Source organism: Micromonospora sp. C28SCA-DRY-2, from assembly GCF_030519475.1.
Taxonomy (GTDB): Bacteria; Actinomycetota; Actinomycetes; order Mycobacteriales; family Micromonosporaceae; genus Micromonospora.
On the sequence record NZ_JAUMKD010000003.1, the window covers coordinates 484,504 to 506,523 of the forward strand.

The following is a 22,020-nucleotide window of genomic DNA, read 5'->3' on the forward strand; positions in this document are numbered from 1 at the left end:
GCCGGTCGGCAGCCTAAGGGCGAGCCGGCGCCACCCGCACCCGAGTATCCGCGCAACAGCCGGAGCACCGGTGCCGCCGGCGACCTCACCAGGCCCTCGCCGGGAGTGCCGGTCACCGGTGCAGGCTGGCCCCCTTGACCACCTTGTCGACGACGGTGCGCGGGCCGTGCAGCGCCAACCCCACCAGGTCGAGCTTCTCGCCGGACACCGCCCGTACGGCCGCGCGGTTGTCCCGGTCGTTCCCGGTGCCGAACAGCTCCTGGGTGAAGATCGAGATGCGCAGGCCCCGCGCGAGCGCGCGCCCGTGCGCGCTGGTCAACGTGGCCCGGTCACCCGCGAAGACCAGCACCGGCTGGCGGAACATGGGCAGGTACCGGGTGCCGTCCGCGTCGAGGTACTCCTCGCCCAGCAGGTCCGGCTCGGCGCCGGCGACACCGCTGACCAGGAAGGCGGTGACGTTCAGTCGTTGCCAGGCCGCCAGGTCGTCGCGGATCAGAACGGCGATCTTGGTGTCGAAGCGGATCGGTTCACTCATGCCGTCGAGGCTGCCCGCCCGGGACGAACCCGTCTTGTACGTTCTTGGCATGGCCATCCGGCCGGACAGCCCGCACGTCAGCGCCTGGCGACCGCCGGTGCCCGGGATCACCGAGGTGTTCCACGCGCACTTCGTCGACCACGCGTACCCGTCGCACACGCACGACGTCTGGACGCTCCTGATCGTCGACGACGGCGCCATCCGCTTCGACCTCGACCGGCACCAGCACGGCGCGCTGCGACCGTCGGTCACCCTCCTGCCACCGCACGTACCGCACGACGGCCGCTCCGCGACGCGGCACGGCTTCCGCAAGCGGGTCCTGTACCTCGACACGTCGGTCCTCGGCGCGGAGGTCACCGGCGCCGCCGTCGACCAGCCGAATCTGCCCGACCAGCCACTGCGCCGCCGGATCCACCAGCTCCACCAGGCGCTGGCCCGGCCGGGCGACGGGTTCGAGGCGGACAGCCGGCTGGCGTTCATCCTGGAACGGCTCAACCTGCACCTACGCCGGCCCGCCCCAGCCCGGGGCCAGCCGTCCGCCGACGGCATCGCGGTCCGGCTACGCGAGCTGCTGGACGCGCGCACCACCGAGGGCGTCACCCTGCGCGAGGCCGCCGAGCTGCTGCACGCGCACCCCACCCACCTGGTCCGGGCCTTCACCCGGACGTACGGGCTGCCGCCGCACTCGTACCTGACGGGTCGCCGGATCGAACTCGCGCGCCGGCTGCTGCTCACCGGCCAGCGCCCCGCCGAGGTCGCCGCCGCGGCCGGGTTCTACGACCAGTCGCACCTGACCCGGCACTTCAAGCGCCATCTCGGTGTCAGCCCCGCCCGGTACCCGACCCTCCCCGCGCCCCGGCGGGCCGCGGTCGACGACCGCCGCCGGCAGCTCCCGTGATCCTGCGCCGTCCGAGGTCCCTCGCTCAGGAGGCGCGGCTGGCTCGCGCCGCTTCCGCCACCTGCACCACCGGGGTGTCGACGAGGTGCTCCGCGATGAACCAGGTCTGCAGCTCGTTGGTGCGGATCACGTTCGACACCAGCAGGTCGTTGCTGCCGTCGTCGCCGGCCTCGGCCACCCGCGCCGCCGCGTCGTGCGCGTCGGTGAGGATCAGCTCGTGGGCCTCCAGCAGGCGCGACAGCATGGCCGGCACCTCCTCGGCGCCGTCCGGCGGGCGGGGCACCCTCGTGATCTCGGCAACGTGACGCGGGTCCCCGACCGCTATCCCACCGAGCGTCTGGATGCGCTCCGCGATCGTGTCGATGAGTTGGAGCTGCTCGTCCGCGTGCTTGTCGAGCAGCAGGTGGAGCTGGTAGAAGGTCGGGCCACGCATCAGCCAGTGGTGCTTCTTGTAGAGCGCGTGGAGGATCCGCGAGTCGGCGAGGACCCGGTTGAGCCGTTCGCACGAGTACATCCGCGCGTTGTACGCGAGCGCGACCGGTAGCTGACGGACGGTACCGAAGGCCTGGATCTCCCGGCCCTGCTGGTGCAGCCGCGGCTGGCTGTCCGAACGATCCTCCTGCTGAGCCATGCCGCACCCCCGATTCGCGGTCCACGCTCTTGCCGACGACCCGAGCGTAAGACGCCGCCGACCTCCAGGTGGCCACAATCGGCAGCGCCGACGGTCGGCCCGCGCCGAGCGCCAGGTGATCTCGGGCGGTCCGCACCCGATGCGTGACCCGGAGGTGCGGCACCGCTGGTCCGCTTGCTCCCCGGGCCTACCGTGGAGCGCGGTGCCGGCGGACGCTAGGTGGCGGGCATGCAGATCATCGAGCACAGCATCATCGGGACCCGCTCCGCGGTGCTTCGCCTTCGGCGCCCCGGCAGCCAGCTGGAGTTCGTGGTGTTCCCCATGCTCCACGTCGCCAGCCCGGAGTTCTACGCGGCGGTGACGCAGCGGCTCCGCCGGTGTGACCTGCTCGTCGTGGAAGGCGTCCGGGGACGCTCGGTACTGGGCTGGGCCATCACGCTCACCTACCGGGTCATGCCGGCCAACAAGCGCTCCGGCCTGGTCGTAGACACCATCGCGTACCGGTCGCTCGGCGTCGAGATGATCAACCCGGACCTGACGACGGCCGAGTTCGCCCAGGGCTGGCGGGCCATGCCGCTGCGCTACCGGCTACAGATGTGGTGCCTGCTACCGATCGTGGCCGTCGCCCAGTTCCTCGGTGGCACGCGGCGGCTGCTCTCCCCCGAGGTCGAGCTGAACGACCTGCCCAGCGCGTGGGACGAGCGGTACTCGGACAGCGACTTCGCCGACCATGTCGAGCGCACGTTCGGCGGCGACCGGGACGAGCGGCTGCTCGCCGCGCTCGCCGAGCTGGTCCGTACGCGGTCGTCGGAGCGGATCGACGTCGCGGTCGTCTACGGCGCCGGTCACGTGCCGGCGATCGTCCGGGGGCTGATGGACCGGCACGGCTACCGCCCCCGGACCGCCGAGTGGCTCACCGTGCTGGGCGCGTGAGCGGTCCCGCCACCGTCGGCCTCCACGGTGCCGCTGTCACACCCTTGAGGCAGGCTGCCTGGCACCGACCGAGGCCAGTGCGGCATCGGCCTGGCACGACCTGGAGGAAGCCCATGGCGGTCACCGCCGATGATCTCGACGCGGCGTTGTCGAGCGTTGTTGCCACCCTGCGACCAGCTACCGGACTGGAGTGGTCCGCGCGGGCCGGCGGTCTGGAGTGGGACTGCTGGCACACCGCCGAACACCTCGGCGACTGCCTGATCTCGTTCGCCGGTCAGCTGGTGGCCCGACCGGAGAAGCGGTTCGTGCGCTTCATGGCGACCGCCGACCAGGACGCCTCCCCGGCGGAGGTACTGGAGTTCGCCGAGGTGGGTGGCCGGATGCTGGCCGCCACCGTACGCATGTCCGGGCCGGAGGTCCGGGCCTACCACCCCAGCGGTCAGGCCGATCCGGAGGGCTTCGCCGCGATGGGGTGCGTGGAGACGTTGCTGCACGGTGACGACATCGCGCAAGGGCTCGGCCTCGCGGTCGATCCGCCCCGTGACGTGTGCTCCCGGGTGCTCGACCGGCTGTTTCCGGCGGCGGCGCGGGAGTTGGCCGGCGTCGACCCGTGGGCGGCACTGCGGTGGTCCACCGGCCGCATCGAGCTGCCGGGGCGGCCCCGGCTGGAGGAATGGCACTGGCGTGCCGCTCCGCCGGGTGAATGACACCTGATCACGGACCGGGTGCGAGCAGGTCGCGGCGAACGTCCCCGCGGCCTGCTCGCACCCGGCAGGAGGCGCCCGCGTCCGCCGGGTCTCAGCGCGCCGCAGCCGTGCTCGCGGGAGCCAGTTGGAGGATCTCGGCCACCAGCGGCAGGGTGGTCACGCCCTCGCTCTCCAGGAAGTGGCCGCCGCCCCGGACGAGGTGGGTACGGGCCCGTAGCCGGTCGGCCAGGGCCACGGAGGCGCTCGGCGGAACGATCGCGTCGTCGTCGGAATGGATCACGTGGCGTTGCCGGATGTTCGGCGCGATCGCGGCGAGGTCCACCTCCTCGGCGAGGAAGGTGTCCAGGACGGGGAGCACGTCGAGCGTGCCGGTGAAGCCCGCGACGAAGACCGCGCCACCCAGCGACCACGGGGTGGGCAGCGCGGCGAGGCGCCGCAGCACGGTGATCGCGCCCAGGCTGTGCGCCACGATCCAGGTCCCCTCGTCGACCCGGTCCACGGCGGCGCTGACCGCCCGGTGCCACTCGGTCGCGGAGGGCGCGTCGGGCTCCGGAAGCCGGACCACCGTGACCTCGACGCCGTGTGCGGTGAGCAGGTCGCGTAGCCAGGGGAACCAGTGGTTCTCGGGCGTCGCCCCGTAGCCGTGGACGATGAACACCCGCCGGACGGGAAGATCAGATGTCGTGGGTGAGGTTGAGATAGGCACAGCGAGACCGTAAAGGCTCACGTCGGTGTCAAGGTCAAGAGGAGAGGTTGGATGCGCATCGGGCAACTGTCCGCCATGACCGGGGTCAGTAGGCGAGCGCTTCGCTACTACGAGGAGCAGGGGCTGCTGGTCACGCGGCGCAGCGCCAACGGCTATCGGGAGTACGCCGAGGACGCGCTGCTGGTCGTGCGACAGATCACCGCGCTGCTGGACTCGGGACTCAACTCGGACGCGATCCGCCGCTTCCTTCCCTGCGCCCGTGGCCCGCAGCCGGAGTTCGAGATGTGCGACGAGCTACGGGCACATCTGCAACGGCGCCGGGACGAGCTGAGCAACCAGCTGCACCGGCTGTCCGAACAGGTCGGCCGGCTGGCGGCCCACCTGGAGTGACGCGGCGGGACCCGCCTCGGCGCCGACGGGGCGGTGACCGTTCACCACCGGCGCAGCGCGGCGGCCAGCTGGGCCAGGGCGATGTGGGCGGCGTCGAAGATGGCCAGTTTCCGTGGGAAGTTGTGGTTGAGCCCCTGGTACCGGGTCGCGGTGACGGGAACGCCGGCCGCCAGCAGCCCGGCGGCGTACCGTTCCCCCTCGGCGGACAACAGGTCGAGTTCGGCGGTGATGACCAGGGCCGGGGGCAGCCCGGCGAGGTCGGCCCGCAGCGGGTCCAGGTCCGGCTGGGTCCGGTCCACGCCCGGCGGGGCGTACGCGTCCCAGAAGAACCGCATCTCCTCGCGGTCCAGGCCGTACTCGTCCAGGGCCGGGTAGTCGGCCGCGGGGTCGATGACCGGGCAGATGAGGAGCTGTCCCGCGAGGCGGATCCCGGCGTCCCGGGCGCGCCGGGCGGTCACCGCCGCGAGGTGCCCGCCAACGGAGTCACCGGCCACCGCGATCCGGCCCGGATCGAGGCCGTGCCCAGCCGCCCCGGGCCCGCGCAGCCAGGTCAGTGCGCGCGCCATGTCGTCCACCGCGGCCGGGTAGGGGTGCTCGGGGGCGAGCCGGTAGTCCACGGAGAGCACGGCCCAACCGGACCTGGCCGCCAGGTGCCGGCACAACCCGTCGTGGGTGTCCACGTTGCCCATCACCCAGCCACCGCCGTGGGCGTACAGGACCACCGGCAGCGCGTCGTCGTCGCCGGCGCGGTAGAGGCGGGCCGGCACGCCGCCGGCGTCGACGGTGCGCACCGACCGGATCTCCGGTGCCTCCCCCACCTCGTCCGGGGTCGCCCGGACCATGCTGAGCCGGGCCGCCGGCAGGGTCGCCCGGGTGAGCGGGACACGCTGCTGGACCTGCATCGCGGCCCGCGCCTGCGGGTGGAGTCGGCCGGGGTCCACCCGCTCATTATCGCTGCTCGCCGGAGGCCACCGGCGCCGACACGGACGGTGCCGGCCGGGCGGCGCGGCGGCTACCGTGTGGACCGTGGACGAGCTGCTACCGGCACTGCCGGAGGATTGGGAGCGCTGCCTCGCGGTGGCCGCGCATCCCGACGACATCGAGTACGGCGCGGCCTCGGCGATCGCCCGCTGGACCGCGCAGGGCAAGCAGGTCACCTACCTGCTGGCGACCCGGGGCGAGGCGGGCATCGACGCCATGCACCCGGACCAGGCCGGGCCGTTGCGGGAGGAGGAGCAGCGCGCCGCGGCCCGGGAGGTCGGCGTGGACGTCGTGGAGTTCCTCGACCACCGCGACGGGGTCGTCGAGTACGGTCCGGAGCTGCGCCGCGACATCGTGCGGGCGATCCGGCGGCACCGGCCCGAGGTCATCGTCTCGGGCGCCTTCACCGTCCGCATGGTGGGCGGCATGACCAACCAGGCCGACCACCGGGCGGTGGGGCTGGCCACGCTCGACGCCGCCCGCGACGCCGGCAACCGGTGGATCTTCCCGGAACTGGTGGACGAAGGGCTGCCACCGTGGGGTGGCGTGCGCTACGTCTGCTTCGCCGGCGCGGAGCGCCCCACGCACGGCGTCGACGTCACCGGCGAGCCGCTGCGGCGCGGTATCGCCTCGCTCGCCGCGCACGCCGAGTACACCAAGGGTCTGGGCGTGGCCGGCCCCGAACCCGCGCCGATGCTCACCTGGGCGGCCCGGCAGGGCGGACCGGCGCTGGGCGTGGAGGCGGCGGTCCTGTTCGACGTGCACGCCCTCACCTTCGAGGGCCCACCACCCTGGCTGTGAGCCCGCCCGCAGCGAGCCCGGCCGCGCGGCGCTCGGGCGCTGCGAGCCCGGCCGCGCGGCGCTCGGGCGCTGCGAGCCCGGCCGCGCGGCGCTCGGGAGACGGGGAGCTGGCGCGGTGCCCGCGGCCCCTCGGCGGAATGTCGGATGGGCGTCCGGCATTCCGCCGAGGAGGAGGCGCTCAGCTCACCGCCTGCTTCACCAGCGCGGCGATCCTGGCCTCGCTGTCGGCGGTCAGCTCGGTCAGCGCGAAGTAGGTCGGCCACATCACGCCGTCGTCGAGGTTCGCCTCGTCGCTGAAGCCGAGCACCGCGTACCGGGTCTTGAACTTCGCCGCGCTCTGGAAGAAGCAGACCACCTTGCCGTCGCGGGCGTACGCGGGCATGCCGTACCACAGCTTGGCCGTCAGGCCCGGCGCGCTGGCCTTGATCACCGCGTGCAGGCGCTCGGCGATCGCGCGGTCGGACGCCGACATCTCGGCGATCTTCGCGAGCACGTCGCCCTCGGTGTCGGCCTTGGCGCCCCGCCGCGCGGCGCTCTTCAGCTCCTTGGCGCGCTCCTTCATGGCGCTGCGCTCGTCGTCGGTGAACCCGTCGTACTTGGCGCCGGTCACGGTGGTGGTCTTGGTCTTGGTCGACATCACAACTTCCTCTTTCTGACGAGTGGTTCGGGGGGTGGAGCCCCGGTTCGTACCGGGCTGACGGATCTCTTCGGCGCGGCTCAGGTCACCACGCGCCGGCCTGCTGCCGGGTCGGCGCGTTGAGCCGGTTGAAGGCGTTGGTCATGGCGATGGTGAGCAGCAGCGCGGCCAACTCCTTCTGGTCGAAGTACGTGGCGGCGATGTCCCACACCTGGTCCGGCACCGGGTCCGGGTGGTCGGCGAGCCGGGTCACCGCCTCGGTCAGGGCCAGCGCGGCACGCTCCTCGTCGCTGAACCAGGGCGTCTCCCGCCAGGCGGCGACGGCGTGCACCTGCTCCGCGCTCGCGCCGTGCTGGCGGGCCTGGTGCACTCCCCCGGCCACGCACGGGGCGCAGCCGTTGATCTGGCTGGCTCGCAGGTGGCTCAGCGCCAGCACCCTGCCGTCCATCCCCGCGCCCGCGACCGCCCGGTTGACAGCCATCAGGGCCTCCATCGCCTCGGGGATCAGCACCGCCGGGTTCGGCATGCGCTCGGTCGACATCGCTTTCTCCTTCGTCGTCGGTGTCGCTGACGGGAGTCATCTGATCAGCGGCGGGCCGGGTCCCGCGCCGCCCGTGGGACACCGTGGGACACTCAGAGGCCCGCTGAGCAGCGCAAACGCGTCGCCGATCCGGCGCCGTGGGCCGGGACGGTACGGTGTTGCAGGTGTCCAGCCCCCAGGAGCGACTGGTGGCTCAGCTCGCCGGGATCAAGGAGCTGAGCGGGCTGAGCCTGCGCGCCCTCGCCCGCCAGGCCGGGCTGAGCAGCTCGTCGCTGTCGCGGTACCTCACCGGTCAGCTGGTGCCGCCGTGGGAGGCCGTGGTGGCGCTGTGCCGGGCGGTGGGCCGCGATCCCCGGCCACTGCGCGCGGTGTGGGCGGAGGCGTCCCGGGCGGGCGCCGCACCCGCACCGCGCCGCAACGACCTGCCCGCCGACCTGTTCGACTTCACCGGCCGGGAAGCGGAGGCCGCGCTGGTCGAACAGCTGCTGCGGAACACCGCCGCGGTCGCGATCGACGGCATGGCGGGCGTGGGCAAGACCAGTCTGGCCGTACACGTGGCCCACCGGCTCGCCGCGACGTATCCGGACGGCGGGCTCTACCTCGACCTGCACGGCTTCACCCCCGGCCGGGAGCCGCTGGAGCCGCGGACCGCGCTGGGCCGGCTGCTGGCCGCGTTGGACGTCACGCACCCACCGGCCGGCGTCACCGAACGCGCGGCGCTCTGGCGGTCGGAGCTGTCCCGCCGGCGGGTGCTCATCGTGCTCGACAACGCGGTCGACGCGGAGCAGGTACGCCCGCTGCTGCCCGGCGCCGGCAGGTCGGCGGTCCTGGTGACCAGCCGCCACCGGCTGGTCAGCCTGGACGGGGTGCCACCGGTCTCGCTGGAGCCGCTGACCGACGACGACGCGGCGCACCTGTTCGGCCGGGCGGCCGGGCTCCCGCGCACCGACGGGGAAGCCGTCAGCCAGGTGCTGCGCCAGTGCGGCGGGCTCCCGCTGGCGCTCCGGATGGCCGGTGCCCGGCTTCGCCACCGCCCGGGCTGGACGGTGGGGGTGCTGGCCGAGCGGCTGCGCGACACCGCGAACCGCTTCGACTCCGTGTTCGGCATGTCGCTGCGGCAGCTCGACGCCGGCCAGCGCCGGGTGTTCCGGCTGCTCGGCGTCCTGCCGGGCGCCGACTTCGACGCGGCCGCGGCGGCCGCGCTCACCGACCTGCCGCCCGACCGGGTCGGCGCGGCGCTGGAGGAACTGGTCGACGCCCACCTGGTCCAGGAGCCCTCCCCCGGGCGGTACCGGATGCACGACCTGATCCGGCAGTACGCGGCGGACCTCGCCGCCGACGAGGAGCCCCGGGCCGAGGCCGCGCTGCGCCGGGTGCTGCGGCACTATCTGGCACAGGCGGTCGCCCGCGACCGGACGCTGCCCTCGCCGCACCGCGGGCGACCCGCGCCGGGCGACCCGGCGACGGCGATGGCCTGGTTCGACCTCGAGTACGCCAATCTGGTGGCCAGCTTCGACGCCGCCGTACGGCTCGGCATGGACGAGGTGGTGGCCGAGCTGCCGCAGGCCATGCAGGTCTGGTTCTTCCGCCACCGCGGCACCGACGACCAGCTGCGCCTGCTCGAATCGGCCGCGGCCGCCGCGGCGCGGCTCGGCCGTGACCAGCAGCGGGCCGCGCTGCTCGCCGAGCTCGGCTTCGCCCGCGCGGCCGCCGGCCGCCTCAGCGAGGCGCTGTCCGCCTACGAACTGGCGGAGCGCTCAGCGCCGGACGACGACACCGCCGCGGCGCTGGCGCTGCGCACCGGGTTCGTACGCCGGGATCTGGGTGACCTCGAAGCCGCCCAGGCGCACTTCCGGCGGGCCGGCGTCCTGTTCGAGAAGATCGGCCACCCTGCCGGGCAGGCCCAGGCGCTGGCCTTCGACGGGTGGGTGACCCTGCACCTCGGCCGCCCCGGCGAAGCCGTCGAACTCGCCCGGGCATCCGTCGCCCTGGTGGACGGGCCGGCGCGGATCACCGGGCTGGTCACCCTCGGGCTCGCCCTGGCGCCGGACGATCCGGCCGGTTCGCTGCGCGCGCTGCGGGACGCGTTACGGCTGTCCGAGCAGCATCACCTCCAGCACAACCAGGCGTGGTGCCACAACTACCTCGGTGTCGCGCTGCGGGTGACGGGCTCGCCCGAGGAGGCGCTCGAACACCACCGGCGGGCCTTCGAGCTGCTGGAACCGCTGGCCGAGGTCCAGCTGGAGATCGACGTCCGGCACACCTACGCCGAGACGTGCCGCGCGGCGGGTCGGCGGGACGAGGCGCTGGCGCTGCTCGACCGGACCATCGAACTCGCCCGTGAGCTGGGCCGGCCGTACGACGAGAAACGCGCCCGCGCGGCGCGGGACAGCCTGCTCGCCGCCGGCTGACCCGACGCCGGCCCGCCGGCGTCGGGGGTGGCGGAGCGATCCGCGCGGTCAGCGGCTGGCCGCGGCCACCCGCAGCCCCAGGGCGATCAGCACGGTGCCGCTGACCATTTCGAACCGGCGACGGATCGCCGGTCGACGGAACCACGCGCCGGCCCGCCCGACCACGGCTGCCAGCGCCAGGTACAGGACGATCTCGACAGCCACCTGGAGCAGGGCGAGCAGGGCGGTGGTCGCGAACAACGGCCGGTCGGCCGGCACGAACTGCGGGTAGAACGCGATCATGAACACGGCGGCCTTGGGGTTGGCGAGCATCACCACCGCGGCCTCGCCGAATGCCTTCCACCAGCCCCGCCTCGGGTCGGCCGGCGCCTCCTCGGCCACCGCCTGGAGCGCCCCGGGCTTCCGGCTCCGCCAGGCGGCCCGCCACGACCTGACGCCCAGGTAGATCAGGAAGCCGGCGCCCACCACGCGGAGGACCACGAAGGCCGCCTGGGAAGCGGCAACCAGGGCGGCCAGACCGGCGGCGGCGAACAGCGCCCAGAGATAGAGGCCGGCCTCCAGCCCCAGCACGGTGGGCACCGCGCCGGCGAAGCCGCGCAGCGCGGCCCGCCGCATGATCAGCGCCATCGCGGGACCTGGCGAGGCGGAGATCAGCACGACGGCGACGACGAAGGCCGGCAGCGAGGCGACGAGATCCATTGGAGGATTCTCGTCGCCGGCGCCGCTCGGCTCAAGGACATCCCGGGCGGGCTCGCCAGGCCCGGGTGACCTCAGTCAGCACTGGGTCCTGGCACGACGCCCGCTCCCACCGCAGACGTCGGTCCGGGAGGAGCGGCGGGATGCCACCGTGGCTGGGGCGGCCGTGGCTGGGCGAGCAGCACGGCGACGGTGATGGCGATGACGCCGACCAGCTGGACGAGGGAGAGCGTCTGGCGCAGGAACAGGTAGCCGAGGAGGGTGGCGACGATCGGGCTGCCGAGGGCGAGGAAGGAGACGGCGAGTGCCGGCAGTCGCTCGATCCCGCGGAACCACAGCGCGTAGCTGAGGACCGCGCCGAGGGAGATCAGATAGCCGAAGCCGATGACGTTCGGCCCGGTGAGGGTGGCCGGCAGCCCTTCGAGGACCAGCGTGACCGGCAGGGCCACCAGTCCGCCGGCGACCAACTGCCATCCGGTGAAGGGCAGCAGCCCGATCCGGCTCGGACGCCCCCAGCGTTTGGTCAGCGTGATGCCGGCGGCCATGCAGGTCGCCGCGGCGAGCGCCGCGACCACGCCGGCCGCGTCCAGGGCCGCCGTGCCCCGCAACACCAGCATCGCTACCCCGGCCGCGCCGAGCAGACAGGCCACCACGTGCGCGACCCGGATCCGGTCACCGAGCAGCAGCGCCGCCAGCAGCAACACGATCATCGGTTGTACGGCCATCAGCGTCGCGGCGATGCCACCGGGCAGGCGGTAGGCCGCGACGAACAGCAGGACGTTGAACGCGCCGATGTTGAGCGTGCCGAGCACCAGTGACCGCCACCACCACCGCCCGGTCGGCAGCACGCGGGTGAGGGCCAGCAGGATCAGGCCCCCGGGAAGCGCCCGAACGGTGGTGGCCAGCAGTGGCCGGTCGGGTGGCAACCACTCGGTGGCCACCAGGTAGGTGCTTCCCCAGACCGCCGGCGCCAGCGCCGTGACGCCCGCGGTGCGCAGTGGTTGCCCGCCCCTCATGCCGCACCGCCCGTCCTTCCCGGGACCCGGGGCGCCGGCGTCGGGCGCCCCGCCGCGCTGGCGGTCGGCCTGCTGCTAGTCGACGCGGGCATCGCGGTCGCGGGTCCGCTTGAGCTCGAAGAAGCCGTCGGTGCCGGCCAGGGCGAGGATGCCGTCCCAGAGCCGGCCGGCGGCCTCGCCGCGCGGTGCCGGGGACATCACCGGGCCGAAGAACGCGACGCGTTCGCCAGCGGGCCCGGCGAGGTGGATGACGGGAGTGCCGACCTCGGAGCCGACCGGGTCCATGCCGGCGTGGTGACTCGTCAGCAGCGCCTCGTCGTGGGCGGTGGTGTCCGCGGCGTCGGCGAGGTCCGCCGGCAGCCCGGCGTCGGCGAGCGCGGCGAGGATCATGTCCCGGCCCAGGCCGGCCCGGTGGTGGTGGATCCTGGTGGCCATCGCGACGTAGAGCGCCCGCAGGGCGTCGGGGCCGTGCCGCTGCTCGGCGGCGACGCAGACACGCACCGACGCCCAGCCCTCGACCATCGCCGTGCGGTACTTCTCCGGCACCTCCCGGCCCTGGTTGAGCACCGAGAGGCTCATCACGTGCAATCGCGTCCGGACGGGTCGGACCTGTTCGACCTCGAGGAGCCAGCGGGAGGCGGTCCACGCCCAGGGGCAGCGCGGGTCGACCCAGGCGTCGACGACGGTCTCCGCCGCCCGCTCGGGTGCGTTGACGTTCATGGTGCGGGTCCTCTCGGGTGAGCTGGGGTTGCCGGCGGCGGCTCGCGGCCGTCGCCCGCCCGACCCGGCGAACGGCCGGTCGAGGCTGCTCGGCGGTTGCCGAACCGGTCTGACTCGAAGCTTCACCCGCGATAGATCATGAGTCCAACACATGCTTGTCACATGATCGATCGTGAAACAAGATTGATCCGTGGAACTCCAGCAGATGCGCTACGTGATCGCGGTCGCGGAGACGAACAGCTTCACCCGGGCCGCCGAGCGGTGCCTGGTGGTGCAGTCCGCGCTCAGCCACCAGATCGCGCGCCTGGAACGGGAGCTGGGCGCGAAGCTCTTCGACCGCACCAGCCGGCGGGTCCGGCTCACCCCGGCCGGCGCCGCGTTCCTGCCCGCCGCCCGCCAGTGCCTGGACGCCGCGGATCGGGCTGCCGCCGAGGTCGCCGCGGCCGTCGGCGAGGTGCGCGGACGGCTCACGGTCGGCCTGATCCCCACCGTCGCCGCGGTCGACCTGCCGCGGGTCCTGCGGGACTTCCGCCAGCGCTACCCGTCGGTACGCATCAGCCTCCGGGTGGGCGCCAGCGAGGATCTCGTCGAGCAGGTGAAACAGGGCGCGATCGAGGTGGCCTTCCTCGGGCTGCCCACCACCGCGCGGCCCGACGGCGTACCCGCCCGCGAACTCGCCCGCGACCGGCTCGTCGCGGTGGTCGCCCCGGACCACCCCCTCGCCGCCGAGTCAGCCGTCAGCCTGCGTCGGCTCTCCACCGAGGTGTTCGTCGACCTGCCGGCCCGGACCGCCGGGCGGATCCAGTCCGACCAGGCCTTCACGGCCGCCGGCCTCACCCGCGATGTCGCCTTCGAGGTGACCACCGCCTACCTCATGTCCCGGCTGGTCGAACAGGGACTCGCGGTGGCCATGCTGCCCGCCGCCTACGCACCGCAGCTCACCGGCGTGACCACCATCGAGGTCACCGACGCGCCGGCCCGCGTCGAGTACGTGATCTGGAGCCGGTTCGACCGTACGCCCGCGGCGAACGCCTTCCTCGCCCTGCTCGACATCGCCCCCGGGAGCGTCGGGTAGCGCTCGCCGGTCACCACGCCGTTCCCACCGCCGGCCGCCGGTCGGGGCGGGATCAGCATCCGGGAATGGCCGCGTCCGGCTCGCACGCCGATCTTCGTGATGGCAGGCTGGGGGCACCGTCCGTCGGCAGCCGAAGGCCGCCGGACGGCCGATCCTGCGCAGAGGGAGGCGACCGATCCGATGGCCGCGGACGTCACCAGCACCGCCGAGTGGCAGGCCCTGAGCAGGCACGCCGATGAGATCCGCGGGATCCGTCTGCGCGACCTGTTCGCCGCCGACCCGGGCCGGGGCGAGCGGTTGGCCCTAGAGCTGGCCGACTGCTACGTGGACTACAGCAAGAACCTGGTGACCGACACCACCCTGGAGCTGCTGACCGCGCTGGCCGAACGGGTCGGGCTGGCCGACCGGATCGCCGCGATGTTCGCCGGGGCGCACCTCAACGCCACCGAGGACCGGGCCGTGCTGCACACCGCGCTCCGACTGCCCCGGACGGCCGCGTTGACAGTGGACGGTCAGGACGTGGTCGCCGGCGTGCACGAGGTGCTGGACCGGATGTCGGCGTTCGCGGAGAACGTCCGCTCCGGACGGTGGCGCGGGCACACCGGCGAGCGGATCCGCACCGTGGTCAACATCGGCATCGGCGGTTCCGACCTGGGGCCGGTGATGGCGTACGAGGCGTTGAAGGCGTACCGCGACGGGGGCCTGACCTGCCGGTTCGTGTCGAACATCGACCCCACCGACGTCCACGACACCACCGCCGACCTGGACCCGGCGACGACCCTGTTCGTGGTGGTCTCCAAGACGTTCTCCACCCAGGAGACGCTGGCCAACGCCCACCAGGCGCGGCGCTGGCTGCTGGCCGGGCTCGACGCCGACGAGTCGGCGGTGGCCCGGCACTTCGTCGCGGTCAGCACGAGCGAGCAGCGGGTACGCGACTTCGGCATCGACCCGGAGAACATGTTCGGCTTCTGGGACTGGGTGGGTGGCCGGTACTCGCTGCCGTCGGCGGTGGGCCTGTCGGTGATGCTGTCCATCGGACCGGACCGGTTCCGCGAGATGCTGGGCGGCTACCACGCCGTGGACGAGCACTTCCGCACCGCGCCGCTGGCCCGTAACGCGCCGGTGCTGCTGGGCCTGCTCAACGTCTGGTACACGAACTTCCTCGGCGCCCAGACCCACGCCGTGCTGCCGTACTCGCAGTACCTGCACCGGCTCCCGGCGTACCTGCAACAGCTCACCATGGAGAGCAACGGCAAGTCGGTGACGGTGGACGGCGCCCCGGTGACGTACGACACCGGAGAGATCTTCTGGGGCGAGCCCGGCACCAACGGGCAGCACGCCTTCTACCAGCTGATCCACCAGGGCACCCGGCTGGTGCCCGCGGACTTCATCGCCTTCAGCGAGCCGAACCACGACATCGGCGAGATGCACGACCTGTTCATGTCGAACTTCTTCGCCCAGACCGCCGCGCTGGCCTTCGGCCGCACCGCCGAACAGGTCGCGGCGGAGGGCACCCCGGCGGAGCTGGTGCCGCACCGGGTGATGGCCGGCAACCACCCCACCACCTCGATCATCGCCCCGCGGCTGACCCCGGCCACCTTCGGGCAACTGGTGGCCCTCTACGAGCACATCGTGTTCACCGAGGGCGCGATCTGGGACATCAACCCGTTCGACCAGTGGGGCGTCGAGTTGGGCAAGGTGCTGGCCAACCAGCTCGCACCGCAGCTCACCGCCGAGAGCGCGGACCTCGACGGCACCGACTCGTCCACCGCCGCCCTGATCCGCCGGTACCGGCACCAGCGCGGCCGCGACTGAGGCCGGCCGCCCCCGTCAGCCGGCCCCGGCACCGTCCGGGATCGGCGGTAGATTGCACGGTCATGGCCACGAGCGCGGACGTCCGGCGCGACCTCGCCCGCCTCGCCGACCCGCACCGGGCGGCGCGGGTGAGCCGGTTCCTGCAGATGGTCCCCGGCGGGTACGGCGAGGGCGACCGGGCCATCGGCGTCTCCGTGCCCGAGCAGCGCGGCGTGGCCGCCCGGTACTGGCGTGACCTCTCCCTGGCCGAGACGGCGAAGCTGCTGACCAGCGGCGTGCACGAGGAGCGGCTGACGGCGCTGTTCGTCCTGGTGCGCAAGTTCGCCAAGGCAGACGAGGACGAGCGGGCCCGGATCTTCCACACGGTCCTGGCCAACACCCGCCACATCGACAACTGGGACCTGGTGGACTCCTCCGCGCCGTACATCGTCGGCCCCTGGCTGATCGACAAGGACCGCGGCGTCCTGGACACGTTGGCCGGGTCGAGCCTGGTGTGGGAGCGGCGGATCGCCATCATGGCGACCTTCGCCTTCATCCGGGCCGGCGACTTCGACTGGACCTTCCGGCTCAGCGAACGGCTGCTGCGCGACCCGCACGACCTGGTCCACAAGGCGGTGGGCTGGATGCTGCGCGAGGTGGGCAACCGGGACCGGGCGGCGGCGGAGGAGTTCCTGGCCCGACGGTACCGCCGCATGCCACGGGTGATGCTGCGGTACGCCATCGAGAAGTTCGAACCGCAGCGCCGGCGGGAGTACCTGTCCGGCGTGGTCTAGGCGACCGGCGCCCGCCGGCGAGCCGGCGGATCGTCGCGGTCAGCGGCGGTCGGTGTAACGGGACCGCGCGCCGCTACGCCATACCGTCAGGGAGATCGTGCCGCACGGTCTCCCGGGTGGGCGGCGCTCCAGACGTTCCGGGTTCCGCTCGCTCCGTTTTGGCCGTACACCGGAAAGCACTCATGGCTGAGCCCACAACGCCGATGCCCGCACCGACGCCGGCGGCACCACGCCGCACCGGCGACACCGCCGTGGCGGACGCGGGAGCGACACCCGCGGCATCGGACGGTCCTGCGCAGACCTCACCCACCCCGCCGGAGCGGGGCCGCACCGCCGTGTGCCGGCACTGCGGGCAACCCCTGTTCACCGACCCGTTGTGGGGCTGGATGCATGGCGGGAGCCGCTACCTGTGCCAGGACCCGGCCACCGGTGAGCCGCTGTGCCAGCCGGCCACGCCGGCCTGACGCCAGCGCCCGGCTGGGGTCCGCCTGTACCGGCGCTGTAGCTGCTCCTGGAGGTGCCGTCCGTACCCTCTCGCCATGATCGGCATTGCCCGGACCGCACGGGCCGTCGCGGTGGTCTGGCGGGCCGGGCGGGCCAACCTCGCGGTGTACGTCGTGCTCGCGCCGATCGCCGGCGCGCTCCCGGTGCTCGCGGCCTGGCTGACCAAACTCGTCCTCGACCGGGTGGCGAACGCCTCCGGCGGCGCGATCCTCGGGGTGGCCACCGCGCTGGCGGTGGTCTCCGTCGGCCTCGCCCTCGTGCCGCACCTGACGAACTACCTGCGGGCGGATCTCGGGCGCTCGGCCGCCGTCGTCGCGCTCGACCAGTTGTACGCGGCGACCGACCGCCTCGCCGGGCTGCGCCGGCTGGAGGATCCGGCGTTCCAGAACACGCTCCGGCTGGCCGAGCAGGCCGGGCGGGACGGGCCGAGCCGCTGCGTCGACGGCCTGCTCGGCCTGGTGCAGAACGGGGTGCTGCTGACCGGTTTCCTCAGCACCCTCGTGGTGATCAACCCGGTGATGGCCGTGCTGGTGGCGGCCGGCGGCGTACCGGTGCTGGTCGCCGAGCTGCGGCTGAGCCGGCGACGGGCGAACATGCTGTGGCAGATCGGACCGGGCGAGCGGCGGGAGATGTTCTACGCCAGCCTGCTGACCAGCCTGTCCGCCGCCAAGGAGGTACGCCTGCTGCGGCTGGGCGGGCTGTTCCGCCGCCGGATGCTCGCCGAGCTGAGCACGGCGAACGCCGCCCGTCGGGTCCACGAGCGCCGGGAGGTACGCGTCCAGGCCCTGCTCGCGGCGCTGAGCGCGGCGCTGTCCGGGGGCGGCCTGGTGTGGGCGGTCGCCACCGCCCGGTCCGGCGGGCTCACCGTGGGCGACGTGGCCGTCTTCATCGCCGCCGTCGCCGGGGTGCAGAGCAGCCTGGCCACCCTGATCGACCACCTCGCCGGCATCCACCAGGCGATGCTGCTCCTCACCCACTACGAGCAGATCGTCACCTGCCCACCGGATCTACCGGAGCCGGCCCGGCCACTGCCGGTGCCGCCGCTGAAGCGCGGCATCGAGTTCCGCGACGTCTGGTTCCGCTACGGTCCGGACCACCCGTGGGTGCTGCGCGGCGTGGACCTGTTCATCCCGGCCGGTCAGGCGGTGGCCCTGGTCGGCCACAACGGCGCCGGCAAGAGCACCCTGGTCAAGCTGCTGTGCCGGTTCTACGACCCGACCCGGGGCGCGATCCGGTGGGACGGCGTCGACCTGCGCGAGCTGTCCGTGCCCGACCTGCGGGCCCGGATCGGCGCGGTGTTCCAGGACTACATGACCTACGACCTGACGGCCGCGGAGAACATCTGGCTCGGCGACGTCGACCCGGCCGGCCCGGACCACGTACGGGCCGAGGACGCCGCCCGGATCGCCGACGCCGCCCGGCGGGCCGGCATCCACGAGACCATCGAGGACCTGCCCCGGGGGTACCGGACGATGCTGTCCCGGGTGTTCGAACTGGACGGCGACCCGGCCGACGCCGGGGTGCTGCTCTCCGGCGGGCAGTGGCAGCGGATGGCGATCGCCCGGTCGGTGCTGCCCGCGGCGCGGGACCTGCTCATCCTCGACGAGCCGAGCGCCGGCCTGGACGCCGAGGCCGAGCGGGACATCCAGCTGCGGCTGCGCCGGTACCGGGCCGACCGCACCAGCGTCCTGATCTCGCACCGGCTGGGTACGCTGCGCGACGCCGACCTGATCGTGGCGCTCTCCGGCGGACGGATCGTGGAGGCCGGCCGGCATGAGGACCTGCTGGCGGCCGGCGGCACCTACGCGTCCCTGTTCCGGATGCAGGCGGCCGGCTATGTCGCGACGGAGCCGGACCGGGTCGCGGCCGACGCGGACTACCTGCCGGCCGAGGCGGGCACGCCGGCCGACTGATCCGCGCGGGCGAGGAACGTTTCCAGCACGCCGTCGCGCCGGCCGGGCAGGTCGGCGAAGATCCGGTCGGCCTGCCGGGCGTACCCGTCGGCCGCCGCGCGCTCGCCGCGGCGTTCCCGCACCCGGCCGAGCTGCCGCAGCGCGGCCGCCTCACCGTACCGGTCGCCGACCGCGCGGGCCAGGGTCAGCGCCTCCTCGCCGTCCCGGTGGGCCAGCGCCACGTCGCCCATCCGGAGGTGCACCTCCGAGCGGCTGAGCAGCGCCTCCCACTCGTCCTCCCGGTTGCCGGTGCGCCGGCACAGCCGCAAGCCGGCGGTGAGCGCCGTCAGCGCGTCCAGGTGCCGCCCGAGCTGGCTGTGCGTCCGGCCCAGCGCGACCAGCGTCATCGCCTCGCCGACGGCGTCGTCGTGCTCGCGCCGCATCGCCAGGCAGCGGGTGAGGTGCGCGCCGGCCGCCGGGAAGTTGCCCAGCTCGAACTCGATCTCGGCGAGGTTGTGCAGCGCCATCGCCAGCCACACCGGGTTCCCGGTGGCGAGCAGCTCGACCGCCGCCCGGACCAGGTCCGCCGCCCGGCGCGGGGAGCCCGTACGGTGGTGGAACCAGCCGAGGTTCTGTAGCGCCCGCCCCTCGCCTTCGCGATCCCCGAGCCGGCGCCACAGCTCCAGCGCCGACTCCAGCGCGCCGCACGCCGCCTCCAGGGACCCGGCGCGCCAGTGCAGCGTCGCCCGTAGCGCCAGCACCTTCGCCCGGGTGGCACCGTCGTCGGTGACCGTCGCCGCCCGCTCGCAGACGGCGACCAGGGCGTCGGCCTCCGCCCACCGGTTGCGCTTCTGCAGCCAACCGGCCACCGACGGGATCGCCGCCACGCAGAGCCGGCTCAGCTGCGGGGCCGCGTCGCAGGCCTGGCGTGCGGCGGCGATGATCCCGGCCAGCTCGGCGTCGACCCAGCGTACGGCGTCGTCGAGCGTGGCCAGCTCGACGACGGTGGGCCCGGTGGCCAGTTCGGCCGCCCGCTGCGGACGCAACAGCTGACCGGCGCGCAGCACGGTGGTCAGGTACGCGGTCAGCCCGCGGAGCACCAGCCGGTCGCGCTCCGCGGCCGGATCGGTCTCCTCGGCCAGCTCCGCGCCGTAGAGCCGGAGCAGGTCGTGGAAGCGGAACCGGGTCGGCCCGACCGCCTCCAGCAGGTGCGTCTCGGTGAGCCGGTCCAGCAGCGTCAGCGCACGCCGTTCCGGGACGCCGATGGTGACCGCGGCGAGCGGCGCCGGTATCTCCGGCACCCGCAGCAGCGACAACGACCGGAAGGCGGCCGCCGCCGTGCGATCGTCCGGATCGGCGCTGTCGAGCAGTTGCCGGTAGGTGTTCCAGAAGCTGGACCGGATGGCGAGGTCGTCCGCGCGCAGCTCGTCGAGGCGTCCCCGCTCGTTGTCCAACCGGTCCGCGAGCACCGCGACGGGCCAGTCGGGGCGGGCCGCCAGCCGGGCCCCGGCGATGCGCAGCGCCAGCGGGTGGCCGTCGCAGAGCATCGCCAGGCGGTCCGCCGCGGCGGGGTCGGCCGCCCCCCGGCCGTCGCCGCAGAGGGTGTCGAGGAGCTGGCGCGCCTCGGCGTCGCTGAGCCGGTCCAGCCGGAGCCGGACCGCGTCGAGGGTGCTCGCCGGCCGGCGGCTGGTGACGAGGACCGCGCAGTCCGGGCCGGCCGGGAGCAGCGGCCGGATCTGCTGCGCGCCGGCCGCGCCGTCCAGCACGATGAGCAGCCTCCGGGTGGCGGTCTCCGACCGGAACCGCGCGGCCGCCTCGGCCAGCTCGAGCGGGACGTCCCGGGCCGGCACGCCCAGCGCGCGCAGCATCCGACCGAGCGCTGACAGCGGTTCGACGCCGGGCATGCCCGGGGCGCCACCCTGTAGTTCCAGGTACAGCTGCCCGTCCGGATAGCGGCCCGCGAGCCGGTGCGCGGCGCGTACCGCCAGGGTGGTCTTGCCCATCCCGCCCGGGCCGTGCAGCACGACCACCGCCGGCCCGGTCCGCGACCCGTCGGCGGCCGTGCAGGTCCGCTCGATGGCGTGCAGTTCGTCGACGCGGCCGACGAACGCGGCCGGGTCCGGTGGCAGCTGACGCGGCGGTTCGGCCGGGCCGGGCGGGTTACCCGGCGTGGGGGCCGGTTGCGGGTCGACCGGCTCGGCGGCGGTGTCGGGGGTGGACAGTTCCGGGGCCCGGCGCAGGATGGCCTGGTGCAGCCGGGTCAGCTCGGTGCCGGGTTCGAGGCCGAGCTGGTCGGCGAAGACCGCGCGGGTCTCCGCGTACGCGGTGAGGGCCGCCGGCGCGTCGCCGGAGCGGTACAGCGCCAGCATGAGCTGGTGACGCAGCCGCTCCCGGTACGGGTGGGCGGTGATCAGCAGCCGCAGCCTGCCGGTCACCGAGGCGTGCTCGCCGAGCGCGAGGCGGGCCTGGATCAGGTCCTCGACCAGCGACAGGTGCTGCTCCTCGAGCAGGGTGATCCGGGCGCCGAGTTCCGGCCCGGGACGGACGTCTTCGGCCGGTCGGCCCCGCCACAGGTCCAGTGCCTCCCGGAACCGCGCCGTGGCCGCGGCGTGGTCGCCCCGGGCGAGGGCCGTGCGGCCCTGCTCGATAGCGGCCTGGAAACGGTGCAGGTCCAGCTCGTCCGGGTCGACCCGCAGCTGGTATCCGGCCGCGTTGGCGGCCAGCCGATCGGCGCCGGCCGGCTCCCCGTCCAGCTCGCCGAGCAACCGGCGCAGCCCGCTGGCGTAGGTGCGCAGGTTCGCCACGGCCGAGTGCGGCGGCTGGTCCCACAGCTCGCCGACGAGGCGGTCCAGCGACACCCGCTCGTTGGCCGACAGCAACAGGGTGGCCAGCATCGCCCGCTGCTTCTGCGGGCCCACCGGGACAGCCCGACCGGCGGAGATGATCCGGAGTGGACCGAGCAGCTGGAATCGCAGACTCAAGGCACCTCGGCTCTGATCGGGACCACCACGGCCAGCGCCCCGGGAGCAGGTACGAGGGCTCGCAACGCGGTACGCGTAGCGGCTTGTATCGATGCTGTAGGTCGCCGTGTAGGAGGTCCACCTATCGTCCACCATCAGTCTAGATCATGATTGGAGGGACACATGACCCGTCGCGTCGGCGCACTGGCGGACCGGTTCTTGGCACTGATGCTGCCCAAGACCACCGCCTCCGCCGTCTGTCAGCCGCCCTGCACCCACACCCCGATGTGCTGCCGGTTCACCTACACCCGGTTCAAGTGGCGCACCTGCAACAGCTCGTGCGAGTGCTGGTGGGGTACCGACTGCTGAGCAACGCCCGCGACGCGCTGGTCCCCATC

21 protein-coding genes are annotated in these 22,020 nt (G+C 73.7%); 11 read left to right on the forward strand and 10 right to left on the reverse strand.

Features of this window, described 5'->3' with window-relative positions; translation table 11 throughout:
* Nucleotides 1-112 precede the first annotated feature (112 nt).
* Entirely contained in the window at nt 113-535 is a 423-nt protein-coding gene (locus tag Q3W71_RS15825) for a DUF2000 domain-containing protein (protein WP_302920085.1), read from the reverse strand.
* 49 nt (nt 536-584) lie between these two features.
* On the opposite strand from Q3W71_RS15825, the gene Q3W71_RS15830 reads away from it, so the two are divergent.
* Complete coding sequence (locus Q3W71_RS15830; RefSeq protein ID WP_302920086.1) at nt 585-1,433, forward strand: AraC family transcriptional regulator; 849 nt, start codon at nt 585-587, stop codon at nt 1,431-1,433.
* 25 nt (nt 1,434-1,458) lie between these two features.
* Here the strand turns inward: Q3W71_RS15830 and Q3W71_RS15835 are convergent, their stop codons facing one another.
* A complete protein-coding gene (locus tag Q3W71_RS15835; protein WP_302920087.1) occupies nt 1,459-2,064 on the reverse strand; it encodes a Dps family protein in 606 nt (201 codons plus the stop codon).
* A 228-nt stretch (nt 2,065-2,292) separates the two neighbouring features.
* Here Q3W71_RS15835 and Q3W71_RS15840 point away from each other — a divergent pair, with 228 nt between their 5' ends.
* The gene (locus tag Q3W71_RS15840) at nt 2,293-2,997 is read left to right on the forward strand and encodes a hypothetical protein (RefSeq protein WP_302920088.1); all 705 of its coding nucleotides are present in this window, start codon (nt 2,293-2,295) and stop codon (nt 2,995-2,997) included.
* A 113-nt stretch (nt 2,998-3,110) separates the two neighbouring features.
* On the forward strand, nt 3,111-3,704 hold the full coding sequence (locus Q3W71_RS15845) for a hypothetical protein (protein ID WP_302920089.1): 594 nt from the start codon (nt 3,111-3,113) through the stop codon (nt 3,702-3,704).
* A 91-nt stretch (nt 3,705-3,795) separates the two neighbouring features.
* On the opposite strand, the gene Q3W71_RS15850 is transcribed toward Q3W71_RS15845, so the two are convergent.
* Nucleotides 3,796-4,362 carry an alpha/beta hydrolase gene (locus Q3W71_RS15850; protein WP_302920090.1) on the reverse strand — a complete coding sequence of 189 codons (567 nt, stop codon included), beginning with the start codon at nt 4,360-4,362 and terminating at the stop codon, nt 3,796-3,798.
* Between the two features lie 99 nt (nt 4,363-4,461).
* Between Q3W71_RS15850 and Q3W71_RS15855 the strand changes: the two genes are divergently transcribed.
* The gene (locus Q3W71_RS15855) at nt 4,462-4,800 is read left to right on the forward strand and encodes a MerR family transcriptional regulator (RefSeq protein WP_302920091.1); all 339 of its coding nucleotides are present in this window, start codon (nt 4,462-4,464) and stop codon (nt 4,798-4,800) included.
* A 41-nt stretch (nt 4,801-4,841) separates the two neighbouring features.
* Here the strand turns inward: Q3W71_RS15855 and Q3W71_RS15860 are convergent, their stop codons facing one another.
* Nucleotides 4,842-5,741, reverse strand: coding sequence for an alpha/beta hydrolase (locus Q3W71_RS15860; RefSeq protein WP_302920092.1), 900 nt, complete (start codon nt 5,739-5,741; stop codon nt 4,842-4,844).
* 85 nt (nt 5,742-5,826) lie between these two features.
* Here Q3W71_RS15860 and Q3W71_RS15865 point away from each other — a divergent pair, with 85 nt between their 5' ends.
* Nucleotides 5,827-6,582, forward strand: a complete 756-nt coding sequence (locus tag Q3W71_RS15865; protein ID WP_302920093.1) for a PIG-L deacetylase family protein — start codon at nt 5,827-5,829, stop codon at nt 6,580-6,582.
* Between the two features lie 178 nt (nt 6,583-6,760).
* Here Q3W71_RS15865 and Q3W71_RS15870 read toward each other — a convergent pair whose 3' ends face one another.
* Together Q3W71_RS15870 and Q3W71_RS15875 are read right to left on the reverse strand one after the other, a co-directional pair.
* Entirely contained in the window at nt 6,761-7,219 is a 459-nt protein-coding gene (locus Q3W71_RS15870) for an iron chaperone (RefSeq protein WP_302920094.1), read from the reverse strand.
* 85 nt (nt 7,220-7,304) lie between these two features.
* Nucleotides 7,305-7,760 (reverse strand): carboxymuconolactone decarboxylase family protein, encoded by a 456-nt coding sequence (locus Q3W71_RS15875; RefSeq protein WP_302920095.1) that lies wholly within the window; start codon nt 7,758-7,760, stop codon nt 7,305-7,307.
* 164 nt (nt 7,761-7,924) lie between these two features.
* Between Q3W71_RS15875 and Q3W71_RS15880 the strand changes: the two genes are divergently transcribed.
* Nucleotides 7,925-10,171: a helix-turn-helix domain-containing protein gene (locus Q3W71_RS15880; protein WP_302920096.1), complete on the forward strand. Its 2,247-nt coding sequence runs from the start codon at nt 7,925-7,927 to the stop codon at nt 10,169-10,171.
* 48 nt (nt 10,172-10,219) lie between these two features.
* Here Q3W71_RS15880 and Q3W71_RS15885 read toward each other — a convergent pair whose 3' ends face one another.
* From Q3W71_RS15885 to Q3W71_RS15895, 3 genes are all read right to left on the reverse strand, one after another.
* Nucleotides 10,220-10,870: a LysE family translocator gene (locus Q3W71_RS15885; protein ID WP_302920097.1), complete on the reverse strand. Its 651-nt coding sequence runs from the start codon at nt 10,868-10,870 to the stop codon at nt 10,220-10,222.
* 71 nt (nt 10,871-10,941) lie between these two features.
* Nucleotides 10,942-11,883 (reverse strand): EamA family transporter, encoded by a 942-nt coding sequence (locus Q3W71_RS15890; protein ID WP_302920098.1) that lies wholly within the window; start codon nt 11,881-11,883, stop codon nt 10,942-10,944.
* 75 nt (nt 11,884-11,958) lie between these two features.
* Nucleotides 11,959-12,603: a disulfide bond formation protein DsbA gene (locus tag Q3W71_RS15895; protein WP_302920099.1), complete on the reverse strand. Its 645-nt coding sequence runs from the start codon at nt 12,601-12,603 to the stop codon at nt 11,959-11,961.
* 190 nt (nt 12,604-12,793) lie between these two features.
* On the opposite strand from Q3W71_RS15895, the gene Q3W71_RS15900 reads away from it, so the two are divergent.
* The 4 genes from Q3W71_RS15900 (at nt 12,794) to Q3W71_RS15915 (ending at nt 18,683) form a co-directional block, all read left to right on the forward strand.
* Nucleotides 12,794-13,678, forward strand: a complete 885-nt coding sequence (locus tag Q3W71_RS15900; protein ID WP_302920100.1) for a LysR family transcriptional regulator — start codon at nt 12,794-12,796, stop codon at nt 13,676-13,678.
* Nucleotides 13,679-13,858: 180 nt separating this feature from the next.
* The gene (gene pgi, locus Q3W71_RS15905; protein WP_302920101.1) at nt 13,859-15,493 is read left to right on the forward strand and encodes a glucose-6-phosphate isomerase; all 1,635 of its coding nucleotides are present in this window, start codon (nt 13,859-13,861) and stop codon (nt 15,491-15,493) included.
* A gap of 62 nt (nt 15,494-15,555) precedes the next feature.
* Entirely contained in the window at nt 15,556-16,266 is a 711-nt protein-coding gene (locus tag Q3W71_RS15910) for a DNA alkylation repair protein (protein WP_302920102.1), read from the forward strand.
* Between the two features lie 539 nt (nt 16,267-16,805).
* Nucleotides 16,806-18,683: an ABC transporter ATP-binding protein gene (locus Q3W71_RS15915; protein WP_302920103.1), complete on the forward strand. Its 1,878-nt coding sequence runs from the start codon at nt 16,806-16,808 to the stop codon at nt 18,681-18,683.
* Here the strand turns inward: Q3W71_RS15915 and Q3W71_RS15920 are convergent.
* Nucleotides 18,647-21,643: a BTAD domain-containing putative transcriptional regulator gene (locus Q3W71_RS15920; RefSeq protein ID WP_302920104.1), complete on the reverse strand. Its 2,997-nt coding sequence runs from the start codon at nt 21,641-21,643 to the stop codon at nt 18,647-18,649. The two genes, Q3W71_RS15915 and Q3W71_RS15920, sit on opposite strands and share 37 nt — an antisense overlap.
* Nucleotides 21,644-21,805: 162 nt before the next feature.
* Between Q3W71_RS15920 and Q3W71_RS15925 the strand changes: the two genes are divergently transcribed.
* Nucleotides 21,806-21,991, forward strand: coding sequence for a hypothetical protein (locus Q3W71_RS15925; RefSeq protein WP_302920105.1), 186 nt, complete (start codon nt 21,806-21,808; stop codon nt 21,989-21,991).
* The last annotated feature ends 29 nt before the right edge of the window (nt 21,992-22,020 follow it).